The sequence below is a fragment of the Gordonibacter sp. 28C genome, assembly GCF_003339845.1.
GTDB lineage: Bacteria > Actinomycetota > Coriobacteriia > Coriobacteriales > Eggerthellaceae > Gordonibacter.
Genome location: NZ_PPTR01000004.1, coordinates 340,254 through 363,240, shown reverse-complemented (window position 1 = coordinate 363,240; position 22,987 = coordinate 340,254). Strand labels below are relative to the sequence as shown.

21 protein-coding genes are annotated in these 22,987 nt (G+C 66.8%); 12 read left to right on the top strand and 9 right to left on the bottom strand.

Annotated elements, in window-relative coordinates:
• The first annotated feature begins 4 nt into the window (after nucleotides 1-4).
• From C1878_RS07555 to C1878_RS07535, 5 genes are all read left to right on the top strand, one after another.
• On the top strand, nucleotides 5-718 hold the full coding sequence (locus C1878_RS07555) for an ABC transporter ATP-binding protein (protein ID WP_114600994.1): 714 nt from the start codon (nucleotides 5-7) through the stop codon (nucleotides 716-718).
• On the top strand, nucleotides 719-1,477 hold the full coding sequence (locus C1878_RS07550; protein ID WP_114600993.1) for a heme exporter protein CcmB: 759 nt from the start codon (nucleotides 719-721) through the stop codon (nucleotides 1,475-1,477). It abuts the gene before it with no gap.
• Between the two features lie 114 nt (nucleotides 1,478-1,591).
• The gene (ccsA, locus tag C1878_RS07545) at nucleotides 1,592-2,365 is read left to right on the top strand and encodes a cytochrome c biogenesis protein (protein WP_114600992.1); all 774 of its coding nucleotides are present in this window, start codon (nucleotides 1,592-1,594) and stop codon (nucleotides 2,363-2,365) included.
• 60 nt (nucleotides 2,366-2,425) lie between these two features.
• A complete protein-coding gene (gene ccmD, locus C1878_RS07540) occupies nucleotides 2,426-2,611 on the top strand; it encodes a heme exporter protein CcmD (RefSeq protein ID WP_114600991.1) in 186 nt (61 codons plus the stop codon).
• 190 nt (nucleotides 2,612-2,801) lie between these two features.
• A complete protein-coding gene (locus tag C1878_RS07535) occupies nucleotides 2,802-3,614 on the top strand; it encodes a UTP--glucose-1-phosphate uridylyltransferase (protein ID WP_114600990.1) in 813 nt (270 codons plus the stop codon).
• Nucleotides 3,615-3,791: 177 nt separating this feature from the next.
• Here the strand turns inward: C1878_RS07535 and C1878_RS07530 are convergent, their stop codons facing one another.
• Nucleotides 3,792-4,754 carry a D-2-hydroxyacid dehydrogenase gene (locus tag C1878_RS07530; RefSeq protein WP_114600989.1) on the bottom strand — a complete coding sequence of 321 codons (963 nt, stop codon included), beginning with the start codon at nucleotides 4,752-4,754 and terminating at the stop codon, nucleotides 3,792-3,794.
• 377 nt (nucleotides 4,755-5,131) lie between these two features.
• On the opposite strand from C1878_RS07530, the gene C1878_RS07525 reads away from it, so the two are divergent.
• Entirely contained in the window at nucleotides 5,132-8,017 is a 2,886-nt protein-coding gene (locus C1878_RS07525) for a LamG-like jellyroll fold domain-containing protein (RefSeq protein ID WP_158539758.1), read from the top strand.
• Nucleotides 8,018-8,780: 763 nt separating this feature from the next.
• Here the strand turns inward: C1878_RS07525 and C1878_RS07520 are convergent.
• The gene (locus C1878_RS07520) at nucleotides 8,781-9,920 is read right to left on the bottom strand and encodes a TDT family transporter (RefSeq protein WP_114600987.1); all 1,140 of its coding nucleotides are present in this window, start codon (nucleotides 9,918-9,920) and stop codon (nucleotides 8,781-8,783) included.
• A gap of 600 nt (nucleotides 9,921-10,520) precedes the next feature.
• Between C1878_RS07520 and C1878_RS07515 the strand changes: the two genes are divergently transcribed.
• From C1878_RS07515 to C1878_RS07490, 6 genes are all read left to right on the top strand, one after another.
• Nucleotides 10,521-11,504: a homocysteine S-methyltransferase family protein gene (locus tag C1878_RS07515; RefSeq protein ID WP_241963651.1), complete on the top strand. Its 984-nt coding sequence runs from the start codon at nucleotides 10,521-10,523 to the stop codon at nucleotides 11,502-11,504.
• Nucleotides 11,505-11,512: 8 nt separating this feature from the next.
• Nucleotides 11,513-11,785 carry a hypothetical protein gene (locus tag C1878_RS07510; protein ID WP_114600986.1) on the top strand — a complete coding sequence of 91 codons (273 nt, stop codon included), beginning with the start codon at nucleotides 11,513-11,515 and terminating at the stop codon, nucleotides 11,783-11,785.
• A 297-nt stretch (nucleotides 11,786-12,082) separates the two neighbouring features.
• The gene (locus tag C1878_RS07505; RefSeq protein WP_114600985.1) at nucleotides 12,083-14,404 is read left to right on the top strand and encodes an anaerobic ribonucleoside triphosphate reductase; all 2,322 of its coding nucleotides are present in this window, start codon (nucleotides 12,083-12,085) and stop codon (nucleotides 14,402-14,404) included.
• Between the two features lie 10 nt (nucleotides 14,405-14,414).
• On the top strand, nucleotides 14,415-15,041 hold the full coding sequence (locus tag C1878_RS07500) for a 4Fe-4S single cluster domain-containing protein (protein ID WP_114601022.1): 627 nt from the start codon (nucleotides 14,415-14,417) through the stop codon (nucleotides 15,039-15,041).
• A gap of 52 nt (nucleotides 15,042-15,093) precedes the next feature.
• Nucleotides 15,094-16,050 (top strand): mechanosensitive ion channel family protein, encoded by a 957-nt coding sequence (locus tag C1878_RS07495; RefSeq protein WP_114600984.1) that lies wholly within the window; start codon nucleotides 15,094-15,096, stop codon nucleotides 16,048-16,050.
• Nucleotides 16,047-17,132, top strand: a complete 1,086-nt coding sequence (locus C1878_RS07490; protein WP_114600983.1) for a DUF2804 domain-containing protein — start codon at nucleotides 16,047-16,049, stop codon at nucleotides 17,130-17,132. The genes C1878_RS07495 and C1878_RS07490 overlap by 4 nt, the downstream gene beginning before the upstream one ends.
• Before the next feature lie 210 nt (nucleotides 17,133-17,342).
• Here the strand turns inward: C1878_RS07490 and C1878_RS07485 are convergent, their stop codons facing one another.
• Genes C1878_RS07485 through C1878_RS07455 form a run of 7 tightly spaced genes read right to left on the bottom strand, consistent with a single transcriptional unit; the run spans nucleotide 17,343 to nucleotide 22,397 of the window.
• A complete protein-coding gene (locus tag C1878_RS07485) occupies nucleotides 17,343-18,416 on the bottom strand; it encodes a type IV pilus twitching motility protein PilT (protein ID WP_114600982.1) in 1,074 nt (357 codons plus the stop codon).
• A gap of 10 nt (nucleotides 18,417-18,426) precedes the next feature.
• The gene (locus tag C1878_RS07480) at nucleotides 18,427-18,894 is read right to left on the bottom strand and encodes a S4A5 electrogenic sodium bicarbonate cotransporter 4 (protein ID WP_114600981.1); all 468 of its coding nucleotides are present in this window, start codon (nucleotides 18,892-18,894) and stop codon (nucleotides 18,427-18,429) included.
• Nucleotides 18,891-19,421, bottom strand: coding sequence for a hypothetical protein (locus tag C1878_RS07475; RefSeq protein WP_114600980.1), 531 nt, complete (start codon nucleotides 19,419-19,421; stop codon nucleotides 18,891-18,893). The genes C1878_RS07480 and C1878_RS07475 overlap by 4 nt, the downstream gene beginning before the upstream one ends.
• Nucleotide 19,422: 1 nt before the next feature.
• Nucleotides 19,423-19,923, bottom strand: coding sequence for a DUF4860 domain-containing protein (locus C1878_RS07470; protein ID WP_114600979.1), 501 nt, complete (start codon nucleotides 19,921-19,923; stop codon nucleotides 19,423-19,425).
• A 38-nt stretch (nucleotides 19,924-19,961) separates the two neighbouring features.
• Entirely contained in the window at nucleotides 19,962-20,288 is a 327-nt protein-coding gene (locus C1878_RS07465; RefSeq protein WP_114600978.1) for a hypothetical protein, read from the bottom strand.
• A 10-nt stretch (nucleotides 20,289-20,298) separates the two neighbouring features.
• Nucleotides 20,299-21,351 (bottom strand): type II secretion system F family protein, encoded by a 1,053-nt coding sequence (locus C1878_RS07460; RefSeq protein ID WP_114600977.1) that lies wholly within the window; start codon nucleotides 21,349-21,351, stop codon nucleotides 20,299-20,301.
• A gap of 56 nt (nucleotides 21,352-21,407) precedes the next feature.
• The gene (locus tag C1878_RS07455) at nucleotides 21,408-22,397 is read right to left on the bottom strand and encodes a transglutaminase family protein (RefSeq protein ID WP_241963650.1); all 990 of its coding nucleotides are present in this window, start codon (nucleotides 22,395-22,397) and stop codon (nucleotides 21,408-21,410) included.
• Nucleotides 22,398-22,987: the final 590 nt, after the last annotated feature.

Sequence of the window (22,987 nt, the reverse complement as noted above, 5' to 3'; positions counted from 1 at the left end):
CCCCATGGTCGCTGCGATAGAAACCAAGAAGCTCTCCAAGGTGTTCGGGAACCGCCGGGCGGTGGACAAGGTGTCCATCGAGGTGCCGCAGGGGGCGTTCCTGTCCATCTTCGGGCCGAACGGGGCCGGCAAGACCACGCTGCTGCGGGTGCTGGCCACGCTGTCGCGCGCGACCTCGGGCAAGGCGCTGCTCATGGGCATCGACGTGAAGGAGGAGCCCGACCGGGTGCGCGACCACATCGGGCTCATCTCCCACAACTCCATGCTCTACCCCGACCTCACGGCCGAGGAGAACCTGCTCATCTTCGCGCGGCTCTACGGCGTGGAGGATCCGGAGGCGCGCGTTGCCGACATGCTCGCGGCCGTTGAGCTGAAGCATCGCCGGCTCGACGTGGTGCGCACGTTCTCGCGCGGCATGACGCAGCGCCTGAGCATCGCCCGCGCGCTCATCCACGATCCCAGCGTCGTGTTCCTGGACGAGCCGTACTCCGGTTTGGACCCGCATGCCGTGGAGATATTCGACGGGCTCATAGCATCGCAGCGCGAGGGGCGCACGTTCGTCATGGTGAGCCACGATCTGCAGAAGGGCTTCGACATGTGCACGCACGCGCTCGTGCTGGCGAAGGGCAAGGTCGTGGCGTTCGACGAGAAGAGCGCGCTCGACTTCGACGAGTTCACGGGCCTGTACCGGGCCACGGTGGGCATGGGGGTGGCCTAGATGGCGCGCGCGAAGAAGGCGGAGGCCGCGGCCCGGCCCGCAGGCAGCGTGGCGCTCGTGCGCCCCTCCACGTTCCAGCAGTACAAAACGCTTCTGCGCAAGGATCTGGAGCAGGAGTTCCGCACGAAGGAGATGCTCACGTCCATGGGCATCTACGCGCTGCTGGTGCTGGTGGTGTACGGCGCGGCGCTCGCGCAGACCACGTCAACGCTCGACGTGCTGCAGATGTCGGGCGGCCTTTTGTGGGCGCTCGTGGTGTTCACGTCGCTTTTGGGCCTGAACCGCTCGTTCTCGCACGAGAAGGAGCAGGGCTGCCTGGAGGGCATCCTGTTGGTGCCGCTGGACCGCTCGGTCATCTTCCTGGCGAAGGCCACGTCGAACCTGCTGTTCTTGCTGGCGGTGGAAGTGATCGCGGTGCCGCTGTTCTACTTCTTCTTCCTCACCACCACCACGCCGGGCGAGAGCTTCTGGCTTTTGGCGGTGCCGCTGTTCGTGGGCACCGTGGGCGTGGCGGGCATCGGCACGCTGCTGTCCACCATCACCATCAACACGCGCGGCAAGGACGTCATGCTGGCCGTGCTGTTCATCCCGCTCATCTTCCCGCTTTTGTGGGCCTGCGTGTCGGCCACCACGGCCGTCGTGGTGGGCGGCGAGGGCTATATGGACGTGTTCTTCCCGTCGCTCATGCTGGCCGGCGGTTACGATGTGATCATGATTCTGCTGAGCTGGGTGCTGTACGATTTCGTCATCAGCGCATGACGCTCGGGATTGTCGTCCCGAGCAAGCGAGCTCTCGAATTGTCATCCTGAGCGAGCGAAGCGAGTCGAAGGATCCCGTGCGGTCGTCAGACCGACGAAATGTGAAAGGAGAAGTATGGCCGAGAAAACGAAGAAGGCCCTGAAGCTGCCGGAGGCGGGCGGGTGGCCCGACGCGGCGGCTCCGTGGATGCTCCTCGGGGGCGCGGTGCTGGCCACCATCGGGTTCGTGCTCACGTTCACGCTCGCGCCGCTCGTGCTGGGCGCGGCGGTGGACGGCGTGGAGCTGATAGGCGGGCAGATGGTGGCGAACAAGCTGCTGCTGTCGCAGAAGATCTTCTACTTCCACATGCCGGTGGCCATCACGTCGTTCGTGGCGCTGGCTTTCACGGCGTACTACGGCATCCGCTTCCTCATGACGAAGGAGAAGCGGTTCGACACGTGCGGCAAGATAGCCACGGAGATCGCGCTTCTGTTCGTGCTGTGCACCATGTTCTCGGGCGAGCTGTGGGAGCGCTTCGAGTGGGGCGTGTGGTGGACGTGGGAGCCGCGGCTGACCACGTACTTCATCCTCATGCTCGTGGTCATTGCGTACTTCATCCTGCGCAACGCCATCGACGACCCGGAGCGCCGCGCCACCTACGCCAGCGTGTTCGGCATCATCGCGTTCGTGGACGCGCCCATCTGCTTCATGATCACGCGGCTCGTGCCCTCGGGCGTGCATCCCGTGATCTTCCGCACGGACTCGGGCCTCTCGCCCGACATGCTCGTGCCGCTGCTGCTGTCCATGTTCGGCTTCTTCCTCATCGCCTTCGGCCTGTACCGCCTGCGCTTCCGCCAGACGCGCCTCGCCGAGCGTGTGGAGGCCGTCAAAGAACAGCTGGAAGACTGATGTTCCGCTGCTGACTTGCCGGACTTATGTGACGTTCGTTGCCGATAGAAGGAGAATCCCATGAATCCTGTTCTCGTTGAGATCTACAGCACCATCCTGCCGGCCGCGCCTTACGTGATCGGCGCGTACGCGCTCATGTTCCTGGCGCTGTTCGTGTACGTGTTCATGGTCGTGCGCGGCCTGAAGAAGACGGAGAAGCAGATGGCCGTGCTCGAAGAGGCCATCGAGGAGCAGCGACGCGACTAGCCTAGCCGTCGCTCGAGTCGGCGCGTTTTGCGACGCGCATCCTGCCGCGCACGTTCTGTGACGCGCTTGTGACGACCGCTCCGCCGACCGTCCCGCTCATGCTACAATGGCCCGAGCGATTCGCCGAAGACGCCGCCTGATCGCGGCGTCTTCGCTTTTGACCCTGGTATTTGCGAGAAAGGCACCCTTCATGAAAGCTCTCATTCCCGCGGCCGGCCTCGGCACGCGCTTCCTGCCCGCCACGAAGGCGCAGCCCAAGGAAATGCTGCTGGTGGTGGACCGTCCGGCCATCCAGTACGTGGTGGAGGAGGGCCTGGCGTCGGCCGCCGACGAGGTCGTCATCATCAACAGCCGCGAGAAGAAGGCCATCGAGGACCACTTCAGCCCGAACCCGGAGCTCGTGGCCACCCTGCGCGCCCGCGGCAAGGGCCAGTACGCCGATCTCGTGGAGCAGGTGGGCGACTACAACGTGAGCTACGTGTACCAGGACGAGGCGCTGGGCCTGGGCCACGCGGTGCGCTGCGCCCACGAGAAGACGGGCGGCGAGCCGTTCTACGTGCTGCTGGGCGACGTGCTGGTGCCCGACAACCAGATGCTGCCGCGCATGCAGGAGGTGTCCGACGCCCACGGCGGGGCCAGCGTCATCGCCGTCATGCCGGTGCCCGACGACCAGGTGAGCCGCTTCGGCGTCATCGCGGGCGCGGCCGTGTCCGACGACGTGTGGAAGGTGGACGCGCTGGTGGAGAAGCCGGCGCTCGAGGACGCGCCGTCGAACCTGGCCGTGTTCGGCCGCTACCTGCTGAGCGCGCGCGTGATGGAGCTCCTGGCCGACGTGGAGCCCGGCGTGGGGGGCGAGATCCAGCTGACCGACGCCCTCGACGCCGTGCTGTGCGAGGAGGAGATGTACGCGCTGGTCATCGATCCCGCCGACGGTTTCGACACCGGCACCGTGGAAAGCTGGCTGGAAACGAACAACGTGCTGTTCGAGCGGAAGCGGGGCTAAAGCACCAAGCAAGCGTCATCCCGAGCGAGCGGAGCTCCTGTCTGTCATCCTGAGCGAGCGTGAGCGAGTCGAAGGATCCCGTGCGGCGCCAGCAGGGAATCTCACGGCTGTCGCTGCACGGGATCCTTCGACTCCGCGCCTTCGGCGCTGCGCTCAGGATGACAGAGGGATCCCCGATCAATCCACCACGTTCTGCGGCCGTCCGTCCACGAACGCCCCCACGTTGGAGGCGACGGTGGCCAGTAGGCGTTCGCGGGCTTCGTGGGTGGCCCAGGCTATGTGGGGCGTCACCACGATGTTCTGGCCCTTCGCCTGCAGCAGGGGGTTGTCGGGGCGCATGGGCTCCGCCGACACGACGTCGGCGCCGAAACCGGCCAGCTTGCCCGAGCGCAGGGCGTCCACCACGGCCTGCTCGTCCACGAGCGTGCCGCGTGCGGTGTTCAGCAGGTACGCGCCGTCCTTCATCTTGGCCAAGGCCGCGGCGTTCATCATATGGTTCGTCTCGGGCGTGGCGGGCACGTGCAGCGACACCACGTCCGCGGTGGCGAGGAGCTCGTCCAGGTCCACCTGTCGCACGCCGTCGCCTTCCAGCTCGGGCTTGGCCGACCGGTTCTCGAACACCACCGGCATATCGAAGGCGCGGGCGATGCGGCACACGGCCCGCCCGATGCTGCCCATGCCCACGATGCCCATCGTCTTGCCCGCCAGCTCCACGAGCGGCGTGTTCCAGAACGAGAAGTCCTTGGCGCGCGTCCAGCCGCCGTCCATGACCAGCCGGGAGTGCTCGCCCACATGCAGGCGCAGCTCCAGCAGCAGCGCGAACGTCATCTGCGCCACGTCGGGCGTGGAGTAGGCGGGCACGTTCGACACGGTCACGCCGGCGTCGCGCGCGGCGGCGAGGTCCACCACGTTGTAGCCGGTGGACGTGAGCGCGATCATCTTGAGCCGAGGCGCCCAAGAGAGCGCCTCGGCGTCCCATGCCACCTTGCTCGACACGGCCACGTCGGCGTCGGCCACGCGCGCGGCCAGCTCGCCGCGCGCCGTTCGGTCGTACACGGTCACGGTGCCGTATCGCTTCAAGGCGTCCCAGCTCAGGTCGCCGGGGTTGTTCATGTATCCTTCGAGTACGACGATGTTCACAGGCGCTCCTTCTCGTGCGGGATTCAACGGGCCGTTCGTTGCCGCTGATTGTAGCATCGCCTCCCGCGAGCCGTATTCCGCGCGACGAAGCGGCGCGCTACGATGGTGCGAGCGGAACAACGGCTCTGCGAGGGCTTTCTTCAAGGGGATCGCGGATTTTTCGCCGGAGCGGCGCAGCGGCGGCGTCATGGCTGGTAAAAATCTTACCTAATCGTCAGCGGTGCGTTGCCAAAACCTTGCGGAGACATGACATGCCTTTGACCGGGTTCGTACCGTGCCCACGTACACTCGAAACGTTTTGTTGCCGCAGGGGCGCATGTCCGGCGCGGCGCATCGAGAGCGGGAACGGTTCAACGACATCGAAGGAGAGCGACGGTATGGGCGATAACGAACACGGCGACAAAGGCAAGGCGCCGCGAAACGGACGGCTTACGTTGGCGGGAACGTCTGCGAACGGACGAGGTCCGGCCGGCGTTTCCCGCCGCGATTTCATGAAGCTTTCTCTGGTGGCGGGAGTGGGCGCCCTGTGCGGCCCCTTCCTGCTCCCGAAAAGCCAGGCGCTGGCAAGCGGCACGATAAAGGCCCGGTTCATGGTGGGCAGCGACGTTCACATCCCCGCGTACAGCTCGCCTGCGAAACTGGCGAACGCGCTGGCGTGGGGCTCCGAGTTGTCGCCGAAGCCCCAACGGGTCTGCCTGGTGGGCGATATCGTGGACAACGGCACCACCGCCCAGTACGAGCAGCTGCTAAGCGTGGTGAACGCCGGTCCCTTCGCCCTGGGGTCCGGCGCGGACGACAGCGATTTCGTGTTCTGCCAGGGAAACCACGAGACGTACAACCCCGGTGTGGCGAACGCTCCCGCTCGGTTCAAGCAGTACCTGCTCCAAGACGCGAACAAGCTGCTGTCGGTGAAGGGCGTGCCCGTTATCACGCTCGGCCCCAACACGTCGGGGGACAACTACTACGTCGCCAACTACGACTTCCTCAAGCAGTCGCTCGAGGCGATAGAGGCCGATTCCGCCACCTACACGCCGGGGTCGCCCATCCTTCTTCTGTGCCATCACAGCATCTACGGCACGGCTTACACCTCCGAGGAATGGAACGGCCGGTACGGCCAGGGCACCGGAACCGACCTGACCGCCCTCATGCGGAAATACCCGCAGATCATCCACATATCCGGCCATAGCCATGCCACGGTGGAGGACGCGCGCTCCATCGACCAGAGCCTGGGCTTCACCTGCATCCAAGACTCCACGCTCGGCGCGTACTTCGAGAACGAGCGCAACGTGCCGCATCCCATGTACGACCCCTCCACGGGAGCGGGCAGCTCGTATCCGGCCTACAACGGCGAGGCTTCGCAGTGCCTCGTGCTCGACGTCATGGACGACAACACCGTGGAAGTGGCGCGCTACAACCTGTATCCCCTGATGAACGAGGAACGTCCCTATCAGATCTACGAACCGTGGGTTATCGACGTTCCGGGCATGGTGGCCGCATCGGGCGCCGCCGCGGCGTGCGCCTACCTGCTCACGCGCACGTCCAATGCGGCGCCGGCGCTCCCCATGGCCGGCAAGGTGACGGTGTCCGGGGTGGAAAGCACGGCGTTCACCGTTTCGTTCCCAGCGTTCGCGGCGGGCTCGCAGAGCAACCTCGACATGGTGCACGACTACAAGATCGTCCTCACGCCGGTGAACGGCTCGGGCGAGGCGACGGGCGATCCGCTGGAGCGCCGCGTGTTCTCCGACTACTATCGGGCGGGCGCGCTGCGCAAGGAGAACACCAAGGAACCCTGGAGCGTCAAGGTGACGGGGCTTTCCGGCGGCACGTCGTACAAGGTGGAAGTGTTCGCCGAGACCTCGTTTGCCGACAACGGCGACAAGGGCGTGAGCTCTCCGCTCCCCGCGATCGTCGCCACGACGACCGCGGCCCCTGCCGCCCCCGAGGTCATCCTCGACATCGATTACCGCACGGGCAGCGTGGCCGACGCCAGGGGGCATGAGGAAAAGCTCTACGGCGGCTCCCTGGTGGAAGACGACGCGCTCATCCCCGACGCGAGCGTGCCGGTGCTCGAGGTGGACGGCAACGGCGGTTACGGCTACCTGCTCGATTTGAGCGACTACGATTACTTCGTCGGCCAGTCCACTGCAGAGTGCCTGTTCAAAATGGTGGACGTGAACGCCGACCAGTGCGTGTTCTCGAACCAGCAGAGCGCCGGGGCGGGCATCGAGGTAGAGAAGGGCAAGGTGGAGTACTGGTTCAACGCCAGCGGCGGACGCGTTACCCCGTCCGCCTCCATCGCGGCCGACGAGTGGGTGCACGTGATGGCGACGTTCGGCGGCGGCAAGGTGAGCCTGTACGTGAACGGCCAGCTGGCCGACAGCAAGAACGCTTCGGGGAACATGACCGTTCCCTCGCACACGCGCTACCTGGTGGGGTCCGACATGGCTTCCAACGGCGAGGCCGAGGCGACCTACAACTGCAAGGCCGGCACGCGCATAGCGCTCGCCCGGCTGTACCCCCGCTGCTTCTCTGCCGAGGAGGCGGCGGCCGCCTACGAGGCGTCGAAGGTCATGCCGAGCGAGGAGACCGGCACGGTGACCGACGAGGCGACGGGCGTCACGGTGGCGGGCGTGGCTTCCAGCCAGTCGCTCGTCGTGGTGGACACCTCGGCGAGCCCGAAGGCCGAGCTTGCCGAGAACGACAAGCTCATCGCCTCGTTCGACGTGACGCTCAAGGCTTCCGACGGGCAGGACGCCCAGCCTATCGAGCCGCTGACCATAACGCTGCCGGTGGCTGCAGGTTGGTCGGGAGAGCTTGCGGAGGTGTTCGTCGCCCATGCGCAGGGCGATAGCGAGACGCTTCCGATTGCGGTGGCGGACGGCGATACGGTGACCTTGAGCGACGTGGAGCGGCTCTCCCAGTTCGATGTGGTCATGCGCAACGTCGACGACGGCTCGGGCGGCGATGGTGGAGATGGTGGAGATGGTGGAGATGGGGGCGACGGCGGAGACGGCGGCGGAGACGGCGGAGACGGCGGCACGGGTGGCACGGGCGGCAACGGCGGCACGGGCGGCAACGGCGGCACGGCCGGAAGCGGCGGCACGGCCGGAAGCGGCTCGGGCGGCAAGACCCTCACGCCCCTCGTGAAGACGGGCGACCAGTCCTGGCTCGGAGCGGCGGCCGGCGTGGCGGGAGTCGCCGGCGCGGCCGCGCTCGCGGCGTTCGCGGCATCCAGAGGCGAAGGGACCGACGAAGAGGCCTAGCGATTTCGGGCAAGCGGGCCCGTCGGGAGCGTGGCGGAAGAAACGACCGGGATGCGCAAGCGCAGCCCGGTCGTTTTCGGTTGTCGAGGGCGAATGCCCGCGCGTCCGGAGCACGCGTGTCGCCGAGAAAAGGATCGGCCCGGCGAGAGGGGAGCTCGCCGGGCCACAAGGAGGGGGTGTGCGGTGTTCTTGGACACCGCTACTGCTTTGCAAGGGGTTACAAGCAGTGCAAGCTGAAAAGGAGGGGAGCCTTTCGCTTGCAGAACCTATTATAAAAGTTGACCTTGAAGAACATATGAGTTGCACGTGCTCGTTTTGTCGACACGGAGGGTTCGAATATGACGATTCGGTAACGACGACCTGTTGGCGGTCGCGAAAGCAAATGCGGACGCGAAGGGCTTGGGCCGAGAAAAGGATCGGCCCGGGGAGAGGGGAGCTCCGCCGGGCCACAAGGAGGGGATGATGGCGCCTATTGGGCGCCACTTCTGCTTTTAAGGGGATAAAGCAGATGCAAACTGAAAAGGAGGGGAGCCTTTCGTTTGCTGTCTCACAGTATAAAAGTTGACCTTGAAAAACATATGACGGAGGAGTGGCCGTTTTGTGAATTAGGGGCCGCGAATGTAACAATTGTATGAACTTGCTCGCCTTTTCGCGGGCCTTCGCTTTGAAGCGGGTCGTCGAGGCGCGGTCGACGGACGGCGCGGGGCGTTCCGCCGCTGCGCCGCGAGGCCCCGCGGCACCCGCTCGACGCGCCTCGCCCTCGCTAGACGCGCCCGCCCGCGCCCACCGCTCCGTCGCCCGCGTCGTCGCAATCCGCCTCGCATGCGATGCCGGCCGCCACGGGCACGAAATCGCCCGAGCCGGGGGCCACGTCTCGGGCGCCGCGACGCAGGTACGCCCTCAACGCGCGCAAGGCCGCCAGCTGGTCGGGTGCGAGCGCTCCGGACGCGCGGTCGGCTTTGAGCCCGGCCGCAAGCATGCCGAGGAAGCGCGCGCTCACCACGGCCACGATGGTGGTCGCCAGCACGAGCTGCACGCCGGCCAGCTGCTCGACGGCCCATGCGGCACCCGCGAATCCGGCGCTCTCGAGCGCCGCGGCGAACCCGTGCGTGGCCAGCAACCCCACGGCCATGGGGAACGTCATGCCCGCGTAGCCGGGGTGGAACCGCACGCTGAAGAACTTCGGCAGCTTCGCCACCACGTAGACGAGCGACACGGCCTCGCAGACGAACAGCAGCGCCATCACCACGAGGTTCGGATCGGGGAGCGCGTTGACGTAGGACACCAGGCACATGCTGCACGGACCCAGCATGATGGCCTGCGAATGCATCGTGGACTCGGCCACCTCGCAGCGCTTCATGCGCCAGAGCATGAACGGCGTCACCGCCGCGTAGATGGCGATGCCCCACGCCACGACGCCCGCCGCCAACGGCTCGGGCATGAAGGCCATGCCGGCGACGGTGGACACCATCACGCCGTTCGTGGTGACGTACCAGCTGGGCATGAACGTCTTCCATTCGAATCGGCGCAGGAAGAAGCGCGCGAAGAACACCGCCACGTGCACGCACAGCACGCCGAACATGGTGAAGAACACGACCTGCGCCGCCGTCCACGCGGCAGGGAAGAGCTGCGCATAGAACACGCACAGCACCATGACGAGCATGGGGACGGTGGGGTAGAGCGCGGCCAGCATGGGGTTGGCGTACTCGGCCGCCACGACGCTGCGCAGATGGAAGGCGATCTTGAGGGCGTAGAGCGCCACCACGACGGTGGACGCCGCCACGGCGATCCAATGCACGAGGGGGAATCCGAGCGCGTCGTACACGCCGCTCAGCACGAGCAGGCCGAGCGTGGCCGGCACGACGGGCAGCGGCAGCTTCGACACCTTGTCCTTAAGGTACATGCCGCCCTCTCATTCCCTTCGACGCCGTTTCCCCATCATAGCGTCGGGGAACACCGCAAGCAATCGGGGTTATGCCTAAACCGAGCTGGAAAAAAGATCGGCCCGGGGAGAGGGGAGCTCCACCGGGCCACAAGGAGGGGATGATGCGGTGCTCTTGGACACCGCTACTGCTTTGTAAGGGGTACAAGCAGTGCAAACTGAAAGGAGGGGAGCCTTTCGCTTGCAGGATCCATTATAGGGGCCGAGGTTGAAAAACGTATGGCGCAAGCGTGTTCGTCTTGTGCAGCGGCCGTGCACGGTCGGTGAATTGCACTTCGGTCGAGTGCGGCCGCCGCTCGCGGACGCTCGGGCGCCGCTCGCGCGCCGGGGAAATTTCGGCTGGCGCGAAGATACTGCGACTGCGGCCCTCGGCGACCGGACGCCAAGCGACCCTTGCGTTTTTCGTTTGCAGCACAGGGCTTCGACGGTCCGGTGGCTCGAATGATCAAGACGGCGTGGCGCGCGCGGCGGCCTTCTGTCGAAGGGACGGGTTTTCCCGGCGCTCGCTTCGCGCACGGCGGCGTTTTCGGTATCATGGACCTGTCGAAGAAAGGAACCTTCATGTCAGATATAGCGCTGCGCTTCCACAAAGACATGCTCGTGCTGTCCGCCCCCATCGCCGCCGTGCTCGCACGCCAGGGCGTCGACACGACGCGCGACCTGGAGTACCTGAACCTCATCGAGCCCGAGGCCGTGCGCGACGCGCTGCGCCTCGAATCCATCGCGGGCGCGCAGTGCCTCGTCGCCAACACAGAGGGCATCGCCCCCGCGCGGCTCGCGCACCACGGCATGGAGGACCACGCGGGCGAGTTGGCCCGCGCCGCTCTTGCGGCCGTGCGGGAGCTCAGGCCCCAGCACGTGCTGGTGGAGGTGGGGCCGTGCGGGCTGCCGCTCGACGGCTCCAGCGCGGCGTCGCTCAACGAGAGCCGCAGCCAGTACGCCCGCGCCGCCCGCGCTTTCGAGGGCTGCACGTTCGACGCGTTCCTCTTCGGCGGCTTCGCGAACCCCGTCGACCTCAAATGCGCGCTCATGGGCGTGCGCCAGGCGAGCGACCTTCCCGTGTTCGCATCGGTCGACGTGGACGGCGACGGTCTCATGCCCGACGGGCGCACGACGATCGAAGAGGCGGCGGCGCTCATGGGCGAGTTCGGCGCCTCCGTGGCCGGCTTCGCCTCAGGGGCCCCGGTCGAGCGGGTCGCGGCGCTGGTGGAGCGCGTCTGCGCGGCGGTCGACCTGCCCGTGCTCGTGCAGCTGCGCGTCGCCGAGCACGCTCCGAGGCAGGGTGCCGCCACGCCGGAGAACCCCTATTACTGCCCCGACGTCATGGTGGAGGCCGCCGCGCGCCTGCGCGCGGCGGGCGCGCAGTTCCTGCGCGCGGCAGGCGACGCCACGCCGGCCTACACCGGCGCGCTGGCGGCGGCCACCGACGGCTTCGACGTCGTCGCGCCCCGCGGCGAGCAGCCGGTCGAGGAGGACGAGCCCGATCTCGCCGAGCTGCTCGCCGCCGCGCGCAGCGGCGTCGTCGCGCCGCGCGAGGAAGGGTAGGCTCGCCCATGCCCGCAACCGGTTCCAACATCGAGCGCAGCCCGCACTACGGCGCGCTGCAAGACGTCGTCGACGGCCTGTTCGCCGGCGCCTCCGCCGACGACACGGTGCGCCGCCTGGACGTGGTGATAGCCGCCGAGGCGGCCGATCTGCCCGACGACCTCATGGAGGTGGTCCAGCTGCTGCCTCCCGGCTCCTACACGCGCCGGCGCCTGTGCGACCAAGTGAACTCGTCCATAGGCGGCCACGCCTGGGGCCAAGTGTACGGCACGGTGGAATAGCCTTGCCTGCGGCGGGCGGACGGCCTACGCCGTCCGCCCGTTCAACCTGTGAAATTCCTGTGACGGCCTTCGTGGATCACGAATGGAATCTAATTTGTAACAATTCTCCCCCTTGTTTTCTGTGCCGCACCTCGGTACTATATGTCCACGCTAAAACGCGTCCCCACCACAACATATTGTGGAAAAGGGGATAACAAGCGGTGGAAACTTTGGGTATAACTACAGCATAGCCACTGCTCGCAACCGAAAAACAACCTACGACGAAACGACTCGACACACGCAGAGAGGACTCGCAGCATGGTCACCACCATCATCAAGCGCGACGGGCGCACGGCGGAATTCAACGAGGGCAAGATCGCCGAGGCGGTGGAGCGGGCGTTCCAGGCGTGCGGCGCCATGCAGGACCGCGCGGCCGCCGAGGGCATCGCGCAGCGGGTGGTGGAGAAGCTGGAGAGCGGCGCCATCGAGGGCGTGCCCACGGTCGAGGGCGTGCAGGACCTGGTGGAGGAGACGCTCATCGAGTCCGGCTTCGTGCAGACGGCCAAGGCCTACATCCTCTACCGCGCCGAGCGCAGCCGCTCGCGCGACGTGAACAGCCGCCTCATGCAAACGCTCAAGGACATCACGTTCTCGAAGGCGTCCGACTCCGACATGAAGCGCGAGAACGCCAACATCGACGCCGACACGGCCATGGGCACCATGCTCAAGTACGGCTCGGAGTCGGCCAAGCAGTTCTACGAGATGTGCGTCATCGAGCCGAAGTTCGCCCGCGCGCACCGCGAGGGCGACATCCACATCCACGACATGGACTTCTACACGCTCACCACCACGTGCTGCCAGATCGAGCTGAAGAAGCTGTTCAAGGGCGGCTTCTCCACGGGCCACGGCGTGCTGCGCGAGCCCAACGACATCGCCAGCTACGCGGCGCTCGCCTGCATCGCCATCCAGAGCAACCAGAACGACCAGCACGGCGGGCAGGCCATCTGCGACTTCGACTACGGTCTGGCCGAGGGCGTGAAGAAGACGTACCGCCGCCTGTACAAGAAGCACCTGGCCGAGGCGCTCGACCTGCTCACCGACCTGCCGGACGCCCGCGCCTTCGCGCAGGACGCCCTCGCGCGCGTCGAGGAGCGCACCGGCACGTGGGCCTCGCTCTCCCTGGACGAGGGCTTCGAGTCGGCCCTGCGCGCCGAGCTGGCCGAGGCAGGTGTCGAGGTGGCCGTGGTCGACCGCGCGCTGGCCTACACCGCCAAGAACGCCACCGCCGACACCGACCGCACCACGTTCCAGGGCATGGAGGCGCTCGTCCACAACCTGAACACCATGCACTCGCGCGCCGGCGCGCAGACGCCGTTCAGCTCCATCAACTACGGTATGGACACGTCCCCCGAGGGCCGCATGGTGGTGAAGAACATGCTGCTGGCCACCGAGGAGGGCCTGGGCTCGGGCGAGACGCCCATCTTCCCGGTGCAGATCTTCCGCGTGAAGGAAGGCGTGAACTACAACCCCGGCGACCCGAACTACGACCTGTTCAAGCTGGCCATGCACTGCTCGGCGAAGCGCCTGTTCCCCAACTTCAGCTTCATCGACGCGCCGTTCAACGCGCAGTACTACAAGGGCACGCCCGAGACGGAGATCGCCTACATGGGCTGCCGCACGCGCGTCATGGGCAACGTGTACGATCCCGACCGCGAGATCGCGCCCGGCCGCGGCAACCTGTCGTTCACGTCCATCAACCTGCCGCGCCTGGCCATCCGCTCGAAGGGCGACCTCGACCTGTTCTTCGACCTGCTGGACGCGAAGCTGGCCCTGGTGGTGGGGCAGCTGGACGAGCGCTTTGAGATCCAGGCGCGCAAGAAGGTGTACAACGCACCGTTCCTCATGGGGCAGGGCGTGTGGATCGACTCCGAGAAGCTGGCGCCCGGCGACGAGCAGCGCGAGGTGCTGAAGCACGGCACGCTGTCCGTGGGCTTCATCGGCCTGGCCGAGACGCTCGTGGCGCTCACCGGCAAGCACCACGGCGAGTCGCAGGCGTCGCAGAACCTGGGGCTCGAGATCATCGGCCACATGCGCGGCTACCTGGACAAGCTCTCGCAGGAGCGCGGGTTGAACTACGGCCTCATCGCCACGCCGGCCGAGGGCCTGTCGGGCCGCTTCGTGCGCATGGACCGCGAGCGCTACGGTTCCATCCCCGGCATCACCGACCGCGACTACTACACCAACGGCTTCCACGTGCCGGTGTACTACGACATCAGCGCGTTCGACAAGATCGAGATCGAGGCGCCCTACCACGCGCTCACGAACGCGGGCCACATCTCCTACGTGGAGCTCGACGGCGATCCCACGGGCAACCTCGAGGCGTTCGAGGCCGTCATCCGCCACATGAAGGAGAGCGGCATCGGCTACGGCTCCGTGAACCACCCCGTCGACCGCGACCCGGTGTGTGGCTACAACGGCATCATCGGCGACGTGTGCCCCAAGTGCGGGCGCACGGAGGAGGAGCACGGCATGGCCTTCGAACGCATCCGCCGCATCACCGGCTACCTGGTGGGAACCCTCGACCGCTTCAACGACGCCAAGCGCGCCGAAGAGGCCGACAGGGTCAAGCACCAGATGTAGCAGGTTGAACGTGACCCCACTCGACACCATTCGCTTGTACGGCACGGCTCCGGACTCCATCGTCGATGGGCCGGGGCTGCGCTTCGCCGTGTTCGTGCAGGGATGCACGCACGGCTGCCCCGGCTGCCACAACCCCGACAGCCAGCCGGCGTGCGGCGGCGCCGTGCGCCGCATCGACGAGCTGGCGGCCGAGATCGAGGCCAACGGCCTGGCGCAGGGCGTGACCATCTCGGGCGGCGAGCCGTTCGAGCAGGCCGTCGCCTGCGCCGAGCTGGCGCGCCGCATGCGCGCCCTCGGTTTGAACGTGTGGACGTACACGGGCTACCGCTACGAGGACCTGGCCGCGCTCGCGAACCGCGCGGCCGCCACCGGTGCCGTCTGTGCAGCGCACGACACGCCCGCGGCTTCCGCCCGTCCCTCGCTGCCCTCGGTGGACCCCTCCGGCGCGGAGGCCCTGCTTGCCGCCACCGACGTGCTGGTTGACGGCCCCTTCGTGCAGGCGCTCCACTCCTTCGAGCTGCCGTGGCGCGGCTCGTCCAACCAACGGTTGATTGACGTTCCCGCAACCCGTACCTCCGGGCGCATCGTTTTATGGGACACTCACGAGGACTTTCCCGAAAAACCGGCTTCTTGGTAAAGGGGCGCGCGCCATGCGGTGCCCCCCGCGTGCAACATGGTAGGATAGCGGTATGGAGCAACTCGAGCACTACATCGACGGCATCGTGCGCATCGACTGGCTGACCACGGCCCTCTCGGCCGTCGTCATCTTGGCGGTCACGGCCGTCGTCGCGCGCCTCACCGTCCGCTTCATGCGCAAGATGCTGCACTTCAACGAAGAGAAGAACCTGCCCTCCAGCTCCATCTTCGTGAACATCGCCCGCGGCGCCGTGTGGGTGCTGGGCGTGTGCGTCATGCTGTCCACCTGCTACGGCGTGGACGTGAGCGCCGCCATCACCGCGCTCGGCATCGGCGGCATCGCCATCTCGCTCGGCTTCCAGGACACCATCGCCAACCTCATCGGCGGCCTGCAGGTCAGCCTGCTGCGCATCGTCAAGCCCGGCGACAACATCGAGGTGGGCTCGTCGTCCGGCGTGGTGAAGGACATCACGTGGCGCCACACCACCATCAGGAACAGCAAGGGGGAAGAGGTCGTCATCCCCAACTCCATCATCAACAAGACGGCGCTCACGCACCTGCCGCCCACGAACCAGGTGAGCCTTCCCATCGTGGTGGTCACGCCGGGCGAGCACCTGAACGACGTGGCGGCCGCCATCGAGCACGAGGCCGCCCGGGCGGCGGGCGAGGTGGCCAAGCTGACGAAGGAACCGAAGCTCACCTTCTCCGCCATCACCGACGGCGGCTACGTGGGCTCCATCGCGTTCAAGGTGGCGGACAGCCGCACGAGCGCCCGCGCCGGCGACGCCGTGCTGCGCGCCGTCGCGCCGCTCACGCGCGCCGACGCGCCCCGGACGGCCGAAAAGGTGCTCGAGGAGGCCGAGCGCGAGGCCGACGAGGCGTCGAAGGAAGCCGCCGCGAAGCCGAAGCCCAAGCCCAAAGCGAAGCCGAGCGGCAAGCAAGCCGCTTCCACGAGCCTGCGCAAGCGCATGGCTCGCATGTTCCACGCGAGCAAAGGGGGTCAGTCGTGAACGAGAACCGACTCGAAGGTCCGGGGCCGCTGCATCGGTTGGACGGCGCGCTCGCCGCATGCGGCTGGGCCACGCAGCTGGAGCTGTCCTACGACCGCGCCCGCATCAAGGCGCCGCGCTGGCGCATCAAGGAGTGGGACTACTACCTGGTGAACGACGGGGCCTACGCCGTGGCGCTCACGCTGGGCGACCTGGGCTACCTGGGCCTCGTATCCGCGTCGGTCGTCGACTTCGAGCAGGCGGCCTACAAGACCACGAGCGTCATCACGCCGTTTCCGCTCGGCCGCTTCCGCCTTCCTTCCACATCGAAGGAGGGCGTTTCGAAGTTCGAGAACGGTCGCGTGGCGCTGCGCTTCGAGGCGGCCGACGGCGAGCGCCGCCTGCACGCGCAGTTCGCGAACTTCGATGGCAACGACGACCTCGTGTTCGACGCCGTGCTCTCCGACGAGCCGCAGGACACCATGGTCATCGCCACGCCGTGGGCGGAGGACCCGCTCGCGTTCTACTACAACCAGAAGATCGTGGCCATGCCCGCCCGCGGCAGCTTCAAGAAGGGGCTGCTCGTGCACGGGTTCGCCCCCGACGATTCGTTCGGCCTGCTCGATTGGGGCCGCGGCGTGTGGACGCGCGACAACACGTGGTACTGGGGCGTGGCACAGGGCTGGCAGGACGGGCGCGGCGGCTCGCAGCCGGGCTCGCACCGCTTCGGGTTGAACCTGGGCTACGGCTTCGGCGACACGTCGGCCGCCTCCGAGAACATGGCGTTCGTGGACGGCGTGGCGCACAAGCTGCACCGCGTGGACTTCGGCGTTCCCGAGAAGCCGGCCGCATCCGAGGCGCGCAGCGTGGCCGACCGCTACGACCTGCTGGCGCCGTGGCACGTCACCGACGACGAGGGCCGCCTCGACCTCGTGTTCACGCCGCTGCTCGACCGCGAGGACTGCATCAACGCCGTCGTCGTGCGCACCGACCAGCACCAGGTGTTCGGCCGCTTCGACGGCACCGTCGTTCTGGACGACGGCACGTCCTTCGAAGTGGCGAACCTCCAGGGCTCCGCCGAGGTCGTCCACAACGTGTACTGAATGTCCCAATTGGGGACAGTCCCCAATTGGGACATTTCCGTAGGGGGCGGGCTGCCGCCCGTCCGGCGCACATGGTTCCCGACAGGAAAAGCAATGCGGCGAGCGCATCGTGCGCTCGCCGCATTGCTTCGATCTTCGCAAGCCGCTCGCGCAGGGGCGGGCGGCAGCCCGCCCCTGCGGAGACGGCCGTGCCCGGTTCCTCCGCGCTCCTTACAGCCCTTCCGCCTCGAAGCGCTTCTTCAGCGCCTCCTGGTGGATGCTGTACTGCAGCGCCATCTCCTTGTCCACGCGTCCGCTCTTCACCAGTTCGAACAGGCTTTGGTCCATCGTGCGCATGCCCTCGGCGCCGCCGGCGGCCAGCACGCTGTCTATCTGGTGCGTCTTCTCCTCGCGGATGAGGTTGCGAATAGCCGTGTTCGTGACCATGATCTCGAAGGCGGGCACCACGCCGCCGTCCACCGTGGGCACGAGCTGCTGGGACACGATGGCCTCCAGCACCATGGACAGCTGCATGCGGATCTGGCGCTGCTGCGAGGCGGGGAAGGCGTCGATGATGCGATCGACCGTGCCTGCGGCGCCCGTGGTGTGCAGGGTGGAGAACAGCAGCTGGGCCATCTCGGCGGCGGTGACGGCCGTGCCGATGGTCTCGTAGTCGCGCATCTCGCCCAACAGGATCACGTCGGGGCTCTCGCGCATGGCCGAGCGCAGCGCCTCGCCGTACGTGGCGATGTCGGTGGGCACCTCGCGCTGCGTGACGATGCAGCTGCCGTGCCGGTGCACGTACTCGATGGGGTCCTCCATGGTGATGATGTGCCCCGCCCGCTCGTGGTTCAGCTTGTCGATGATGCAGGCCAGCGTGGTGGACTTGCCCGCGCCCGCCGGGCCCGTGACCAGCACCAGGCCTTTCTGCAGCTTGGCCAGGCGTAGCACCTCGTCGGGGATGTGGAAGTCGGTCGGGTTCGGCAGGCCGAACGGGATGACGCGGATGACGGCGCCGAACGACCCGCGCTGGCGGAACACGTTCGCGCGGAAGCGCCCGATGCCCGAGATGGCGAACGAGAAGTCGTCGTCGTGGTTGCCGTTGCCAACGAAATGCTGCATGTCTCGGCCGCTCACCTCGTAGATGGCGCGCACGAACGTCTCGGTGTCGTCGGGCATGAGCGGCGCCGAGTCCAGGCGGATCTGCCGCCCGCTCACTTCGTAGGCCAAGGGCAGGCCCGCAATGATGAAGATGTCGGACGCCTTCGCATCGACCATCTCCCGCAGCAGCTCTTCAAGTTTCATCTCGTTGCTCCTATCGTGTCTGCGCAGCGCCCGACCACAGCGTTTCACCTGCGCCGTTCTCCGTCCACAGCGTCGTTGCCTTCCAAGCCTTAACCGCATACGTCGCGTTGGCCTGTATGTCCAGCTCGACGGCGAGCGTGCGCCCGCTGTCGGCAGTGAATTCCGCCCGCACCGTCGCTCCGTCGCGCTCCGCGTTCGCCGGCAGCACCTTGTCGACGGCCGCGAGCGCCGCGTTCAAGCCGCCGCCCGACGCGCGCACGGCCGCGAGCGCCGCGTCCACGTCGGCCGTGAACTCCTGGGCCGCCCGCTCGTTGGCGTAGGTGTCGGCGGTGAAGTCCGCCTGCCGCTCGGCGGCCGCGTACACGGCCTGCGCCGTCGTCACCGAGAGCACGGCCATGACGGCCAGGCACAAGATGATGACGAGGGTGAACAGGCTGATGGGGCCGATGCGCACCGATCCTCGACCGCGCGTGCTCATGCGGCATCGCCTCCTTTGGCCGCAGCGCCAGCCGATGAAGCCGCCGCCGCGCCCCCGGCTCCGCTGCCGACCTCGCCGGCCGTCGCGGACCCGTTGCTCACGTAGCGGGCCGACTCCAGCTGGTAGACGGTTTCTCCGTCGCAGGTCACCACGATGTTCGCGCGGTACATCATGCCGCCCTCCGTACGCTCGGGCGTCACCTCGCTCGACACGACGTAGGCGCCCTCGCCGTCAGCCGCCGCGTCCAGCGCGTTGCCCTCGACGTCGAACGCGGCGCTCGTCGATCCCGCCTGCGGCGTCGCGGCGAACTCTTCCGCCGCGTTCGACGCCAGCAGCACGGCTTGCGTCAGCTGGCGCTCCTCCGCGCCGCGGGCGTGCGACACGCCGAACAGCTGCATGAACACCGCGAGCGCGAAGGCCAAGAACGCCAGCAGCACGAGCGCCTCCACGACGAACGCCGTGCCGTGCCAGGTGGTGTCGGTGCCTCTGCGGGCTGCGAGCAGGGTTTCCGTGCGCTTCCTCGCCATGCTAGGCACCTCCCCTCACGCTGCGCAGAGCCACCTGCACGCTGCCGTCGTCCGTCTCCACGGTGAGCAGCCCGTTCTCGTACGAGAACGCGAAGCGCTGCGATTCGACGATGGGGGAGGCCTTCTCCGGCGTGTAGGCCGCGTCGGCCAGCGCGTACTCTTCCACGATGGAGCCCTGGTAGGCGTAGATGCGCGTTTCGAACGTGCCGTTGTCCAGGCGCTCGGTCAGCACGAGCGAGAGGCCCTCGGGCCCTTGTCCCGCGCCCACCGCGTCCACGGCGTCGGCCGCGCGCACGCTGTTCGCGATGAGGCCCGTGGCCAGCCGCGACGCGTCGGCCTGCTCGCGCACGTCGACAAGCGCGCGGTACAGCCCCGTGCCCGCCGTGATGGCTATGAGCAGCGCCACGATGAACAGGGCGAACAGCAGCGCCGTGAACAGCCGGCCGAAGCTGTGGCCGTTTTCGGAACGCTGGGCAACCCCTCTGCTCGTCAAAGCTTCCATAACGGAATCCTCGTCCTGCCCGAAAGGGCGCTCGCCCGTCATCGCGGCACCACCACGACGCTCGGCATGATGTTCTCGGCGAACACCTCGTAGGTGATAACGTAGTCGCTGCGGTTCACCCGCAGGCCGTATTCGTCTTCCAGATGCTCGAGCGAGGAGGGGTAGGAGCCTTCTATGGCGCAGCACTGCTTCGCGCTGTCCAAGATGGCGTTGCGCACGGAGACGGCGCCCTGCTCGCGCAGGTTCTGGTTGACGGCCCCCGCCGCGAACCATCCGCCCACGACGAGCACGATCGCCAGCACGAACACGACGATCTTCGTGCCGTTTCTCCGCTTACGCTGCTCTGTCGAACGCTCGTGATACATGCGCTCCGCCCTAGCCTATCGATCCCATGATGCCGATGAGCGGCAGCATGACCGACACGAGCGTGGCTCCCACGGCCACGGTGAGGAACGCGGCCAGCGCGGGCTCCACGCCGTCCACCAGGCGGTCCATCTTCACGATGGCGTCGTCGAAGAACGTGAGCGACAGCCGCCCCAGCACGTCTTCCACGCTGCCGGAGCGCGCGCCGATGGTGAGCATGCGCGCGTACACCGGCTCGAACACGCCGCTGTCGGACACGGCCTGCGCCAGGCTCTTCGGGGCCGACAGGTCGAGCATGGCCTCGCGCGCCCCTTCGAGCTGCCCTTTGAGGGTGCGATGGTCCACCATGGACACGGCCTCCTTCATGGCCGTGTCGGTGTCGATGCCCGAGGCCACGTAGGTGGCCAGCGCCGACGTGAAGCGGCTCAGGGCCAGCTGGTACATGGTGTTGCGCGTGAGCGGCAGCTTCTCGGCCAGCCTCATCATGCCTCGGCGCCCTCCCTCGCTGCGCATGGCCATGGCCATGACGAGGACGACGACCGTGCACACGAGTGTGATGGCAAGCGCCACCCAGCCGATGCCGATGGACACGCCCACCGTGCTGAACGATCCGGCCGCCAGGTTGCCCGACAGGCTCTCGTACACGTTCACGAACACGGGCAGGATCACGGCCACGGTGAAGGCCAGGATAACCGACATGACGCACAGCAGGGCGGCGGGGTAGACGATGCTCGAGCGCATCTTCGCGAACAGGCGGCCCTCCTCGTCGTAGTACACGGCCAGCGTGCGCAGCGTCGGCTCCAAGCGGCCCGACACCTCGCCCACGCCCACCATGTCTACCATGTGGCGCGGGAAGCAGCCCGAGCCCTCGAGGGCGCTCGCCAGCCGTTCGCCGCCGATGAGCCGTGTGTACACGGCGTCGCAGGCCCGCTTGAACGCGCCGTCCTCCATGTTGTCGCCCAGCAGGCTCACCGCTTCGTCGGTTTGGATGCCGGCGGCCAGCATGATGGCGACGCTTTCGCAGAACGCGCTTACGGCGCTGCTCTCGAGCACGGTAGTGGCCATTCTCATTCGCTCCTTGTCCGTTTTAGCGCTTTCGTCATATCGTATTCGATCCGCACTTAATACGTGTACCGATCGGTGTATTCCTTCGCGTCGCCCACGTACTTCTCCGAGGCTCCGGCGGCGGCGAACGTCAGGTCGATGCGCGTCCACGTGTTCGCCTCGACGCTTACCTGGACGCTTTTCCAGCTCCCATCAAGATATACTAAATTCCACGCATGGTAAATATTATCTGGGGAAACGTATCCGGTGATGATCTTCGTGGGAATTCCTTGACTGCGCAGCATGGCGGCACCCAGGCTCACGTAGTCGAAACAGATGCCGGAACCCTCGGCCATAGTGGCGTCCGGGCTGGGCACATAGCCCGTCGCGTCGGCCAGCCGCTCGGCTTTTGCGGTGTCGTAGGTTATGTTCTGGGAGATCCACGTGTATATGTTGCGCAACACGTCGCCTTCGTTCTGCGCGTCGGCGGAAAGCTCGTTGGCCTTCGCCACGCAGACGCTGTTCGCGTCGTAGTCGCAGTAGACGTTGGGGCGCAGGAACGGCTCGAACTCGCTGTCGAGGGCCACGTCGATGGATACGCTGTTGATGGGCACGTAGCTGTTGCCGCTCGTGTTCTGCATGACCTGCACGTCGTAGGTGCCGTCGCCGAAAGTGAGGGGGGCGGCGATGGGCGTGCCGTCGCCGGGCAGGTCGTAGTTGCGCTGCTCGCCGTCCTTGGTGATCAGGAGTTTCAGGCGGCTGGCGTTCTGGGCCGAGGCCGACACGTAGCCGAGCGACGCGTTCGAGACGTCTATCAGGCTGTCGTGGTCCGCTGTCGCGGCGTCGGCGTTGAAGGGAGACGTGGCCAAGGACGGTCGCTCGAAGGCGGGGCCGCTCGTGGAGCCGCTCGCGGAGGCGCCGGTGTCGCCGGATGCCGTGCCGCCGCCCGACCCGCCGCACCCTGCGATCCCGGTCAGCGCAAAGGCCAGCACGGCAGCGAGCGCGACGGCAGAGGCGCGGCGCGCGGCCGTCGCCAGACGGGCTCTGCGTGCGCCGAAGCGTTCCACGGACGGTCCTTCTGTCGGGTTCTGTCGAGGCGCCGCCGCGTGGGCGGGCCGCCGGCTTTCGTTCATTATAGCGTGTCCAAAACCATGTCCCTTCGCACGTTTCGCACGTCCACAATGTCGTCCCGAGCGGGGCGGGGCAGGTTCTTCCCCGTGTCGTTCGAAGCGGGGGGAGGGGGCTTCTTGCGCCGTCCCGGCGGGAGGTTTCCTTCCCGCGTTTTCCGAACGGGGGTCGAAGGCTGCGTTCGAGGGGGCTTCCCCGTCTCCTGCGAAAGCGAGCGGGGAAATCGGAGGCGTAACGAACGAATGCTTTTCCGGCACGAACGCCGGCGGGCAGAGCGACGACAAACCGATTTATCTTCAACTTTTAGATGAGGGAAAAAGCGATCTTGACATGGCCTTCATGATTGCGGCCTGTCTGCCAGCGCTTATGGAAACGAAGGTAAAAACAAGGTAAAATAGTTGGTTGATCAACCCCCGGCCATTCGAAATGCGACTGCGAGCATGTTAAAATATCAGTTGGATTATGCCGTGCTTTTTGCAGGGCTCAATCTACCACGTCACGAACGTACGCCGGCATGCCAGACAACGTA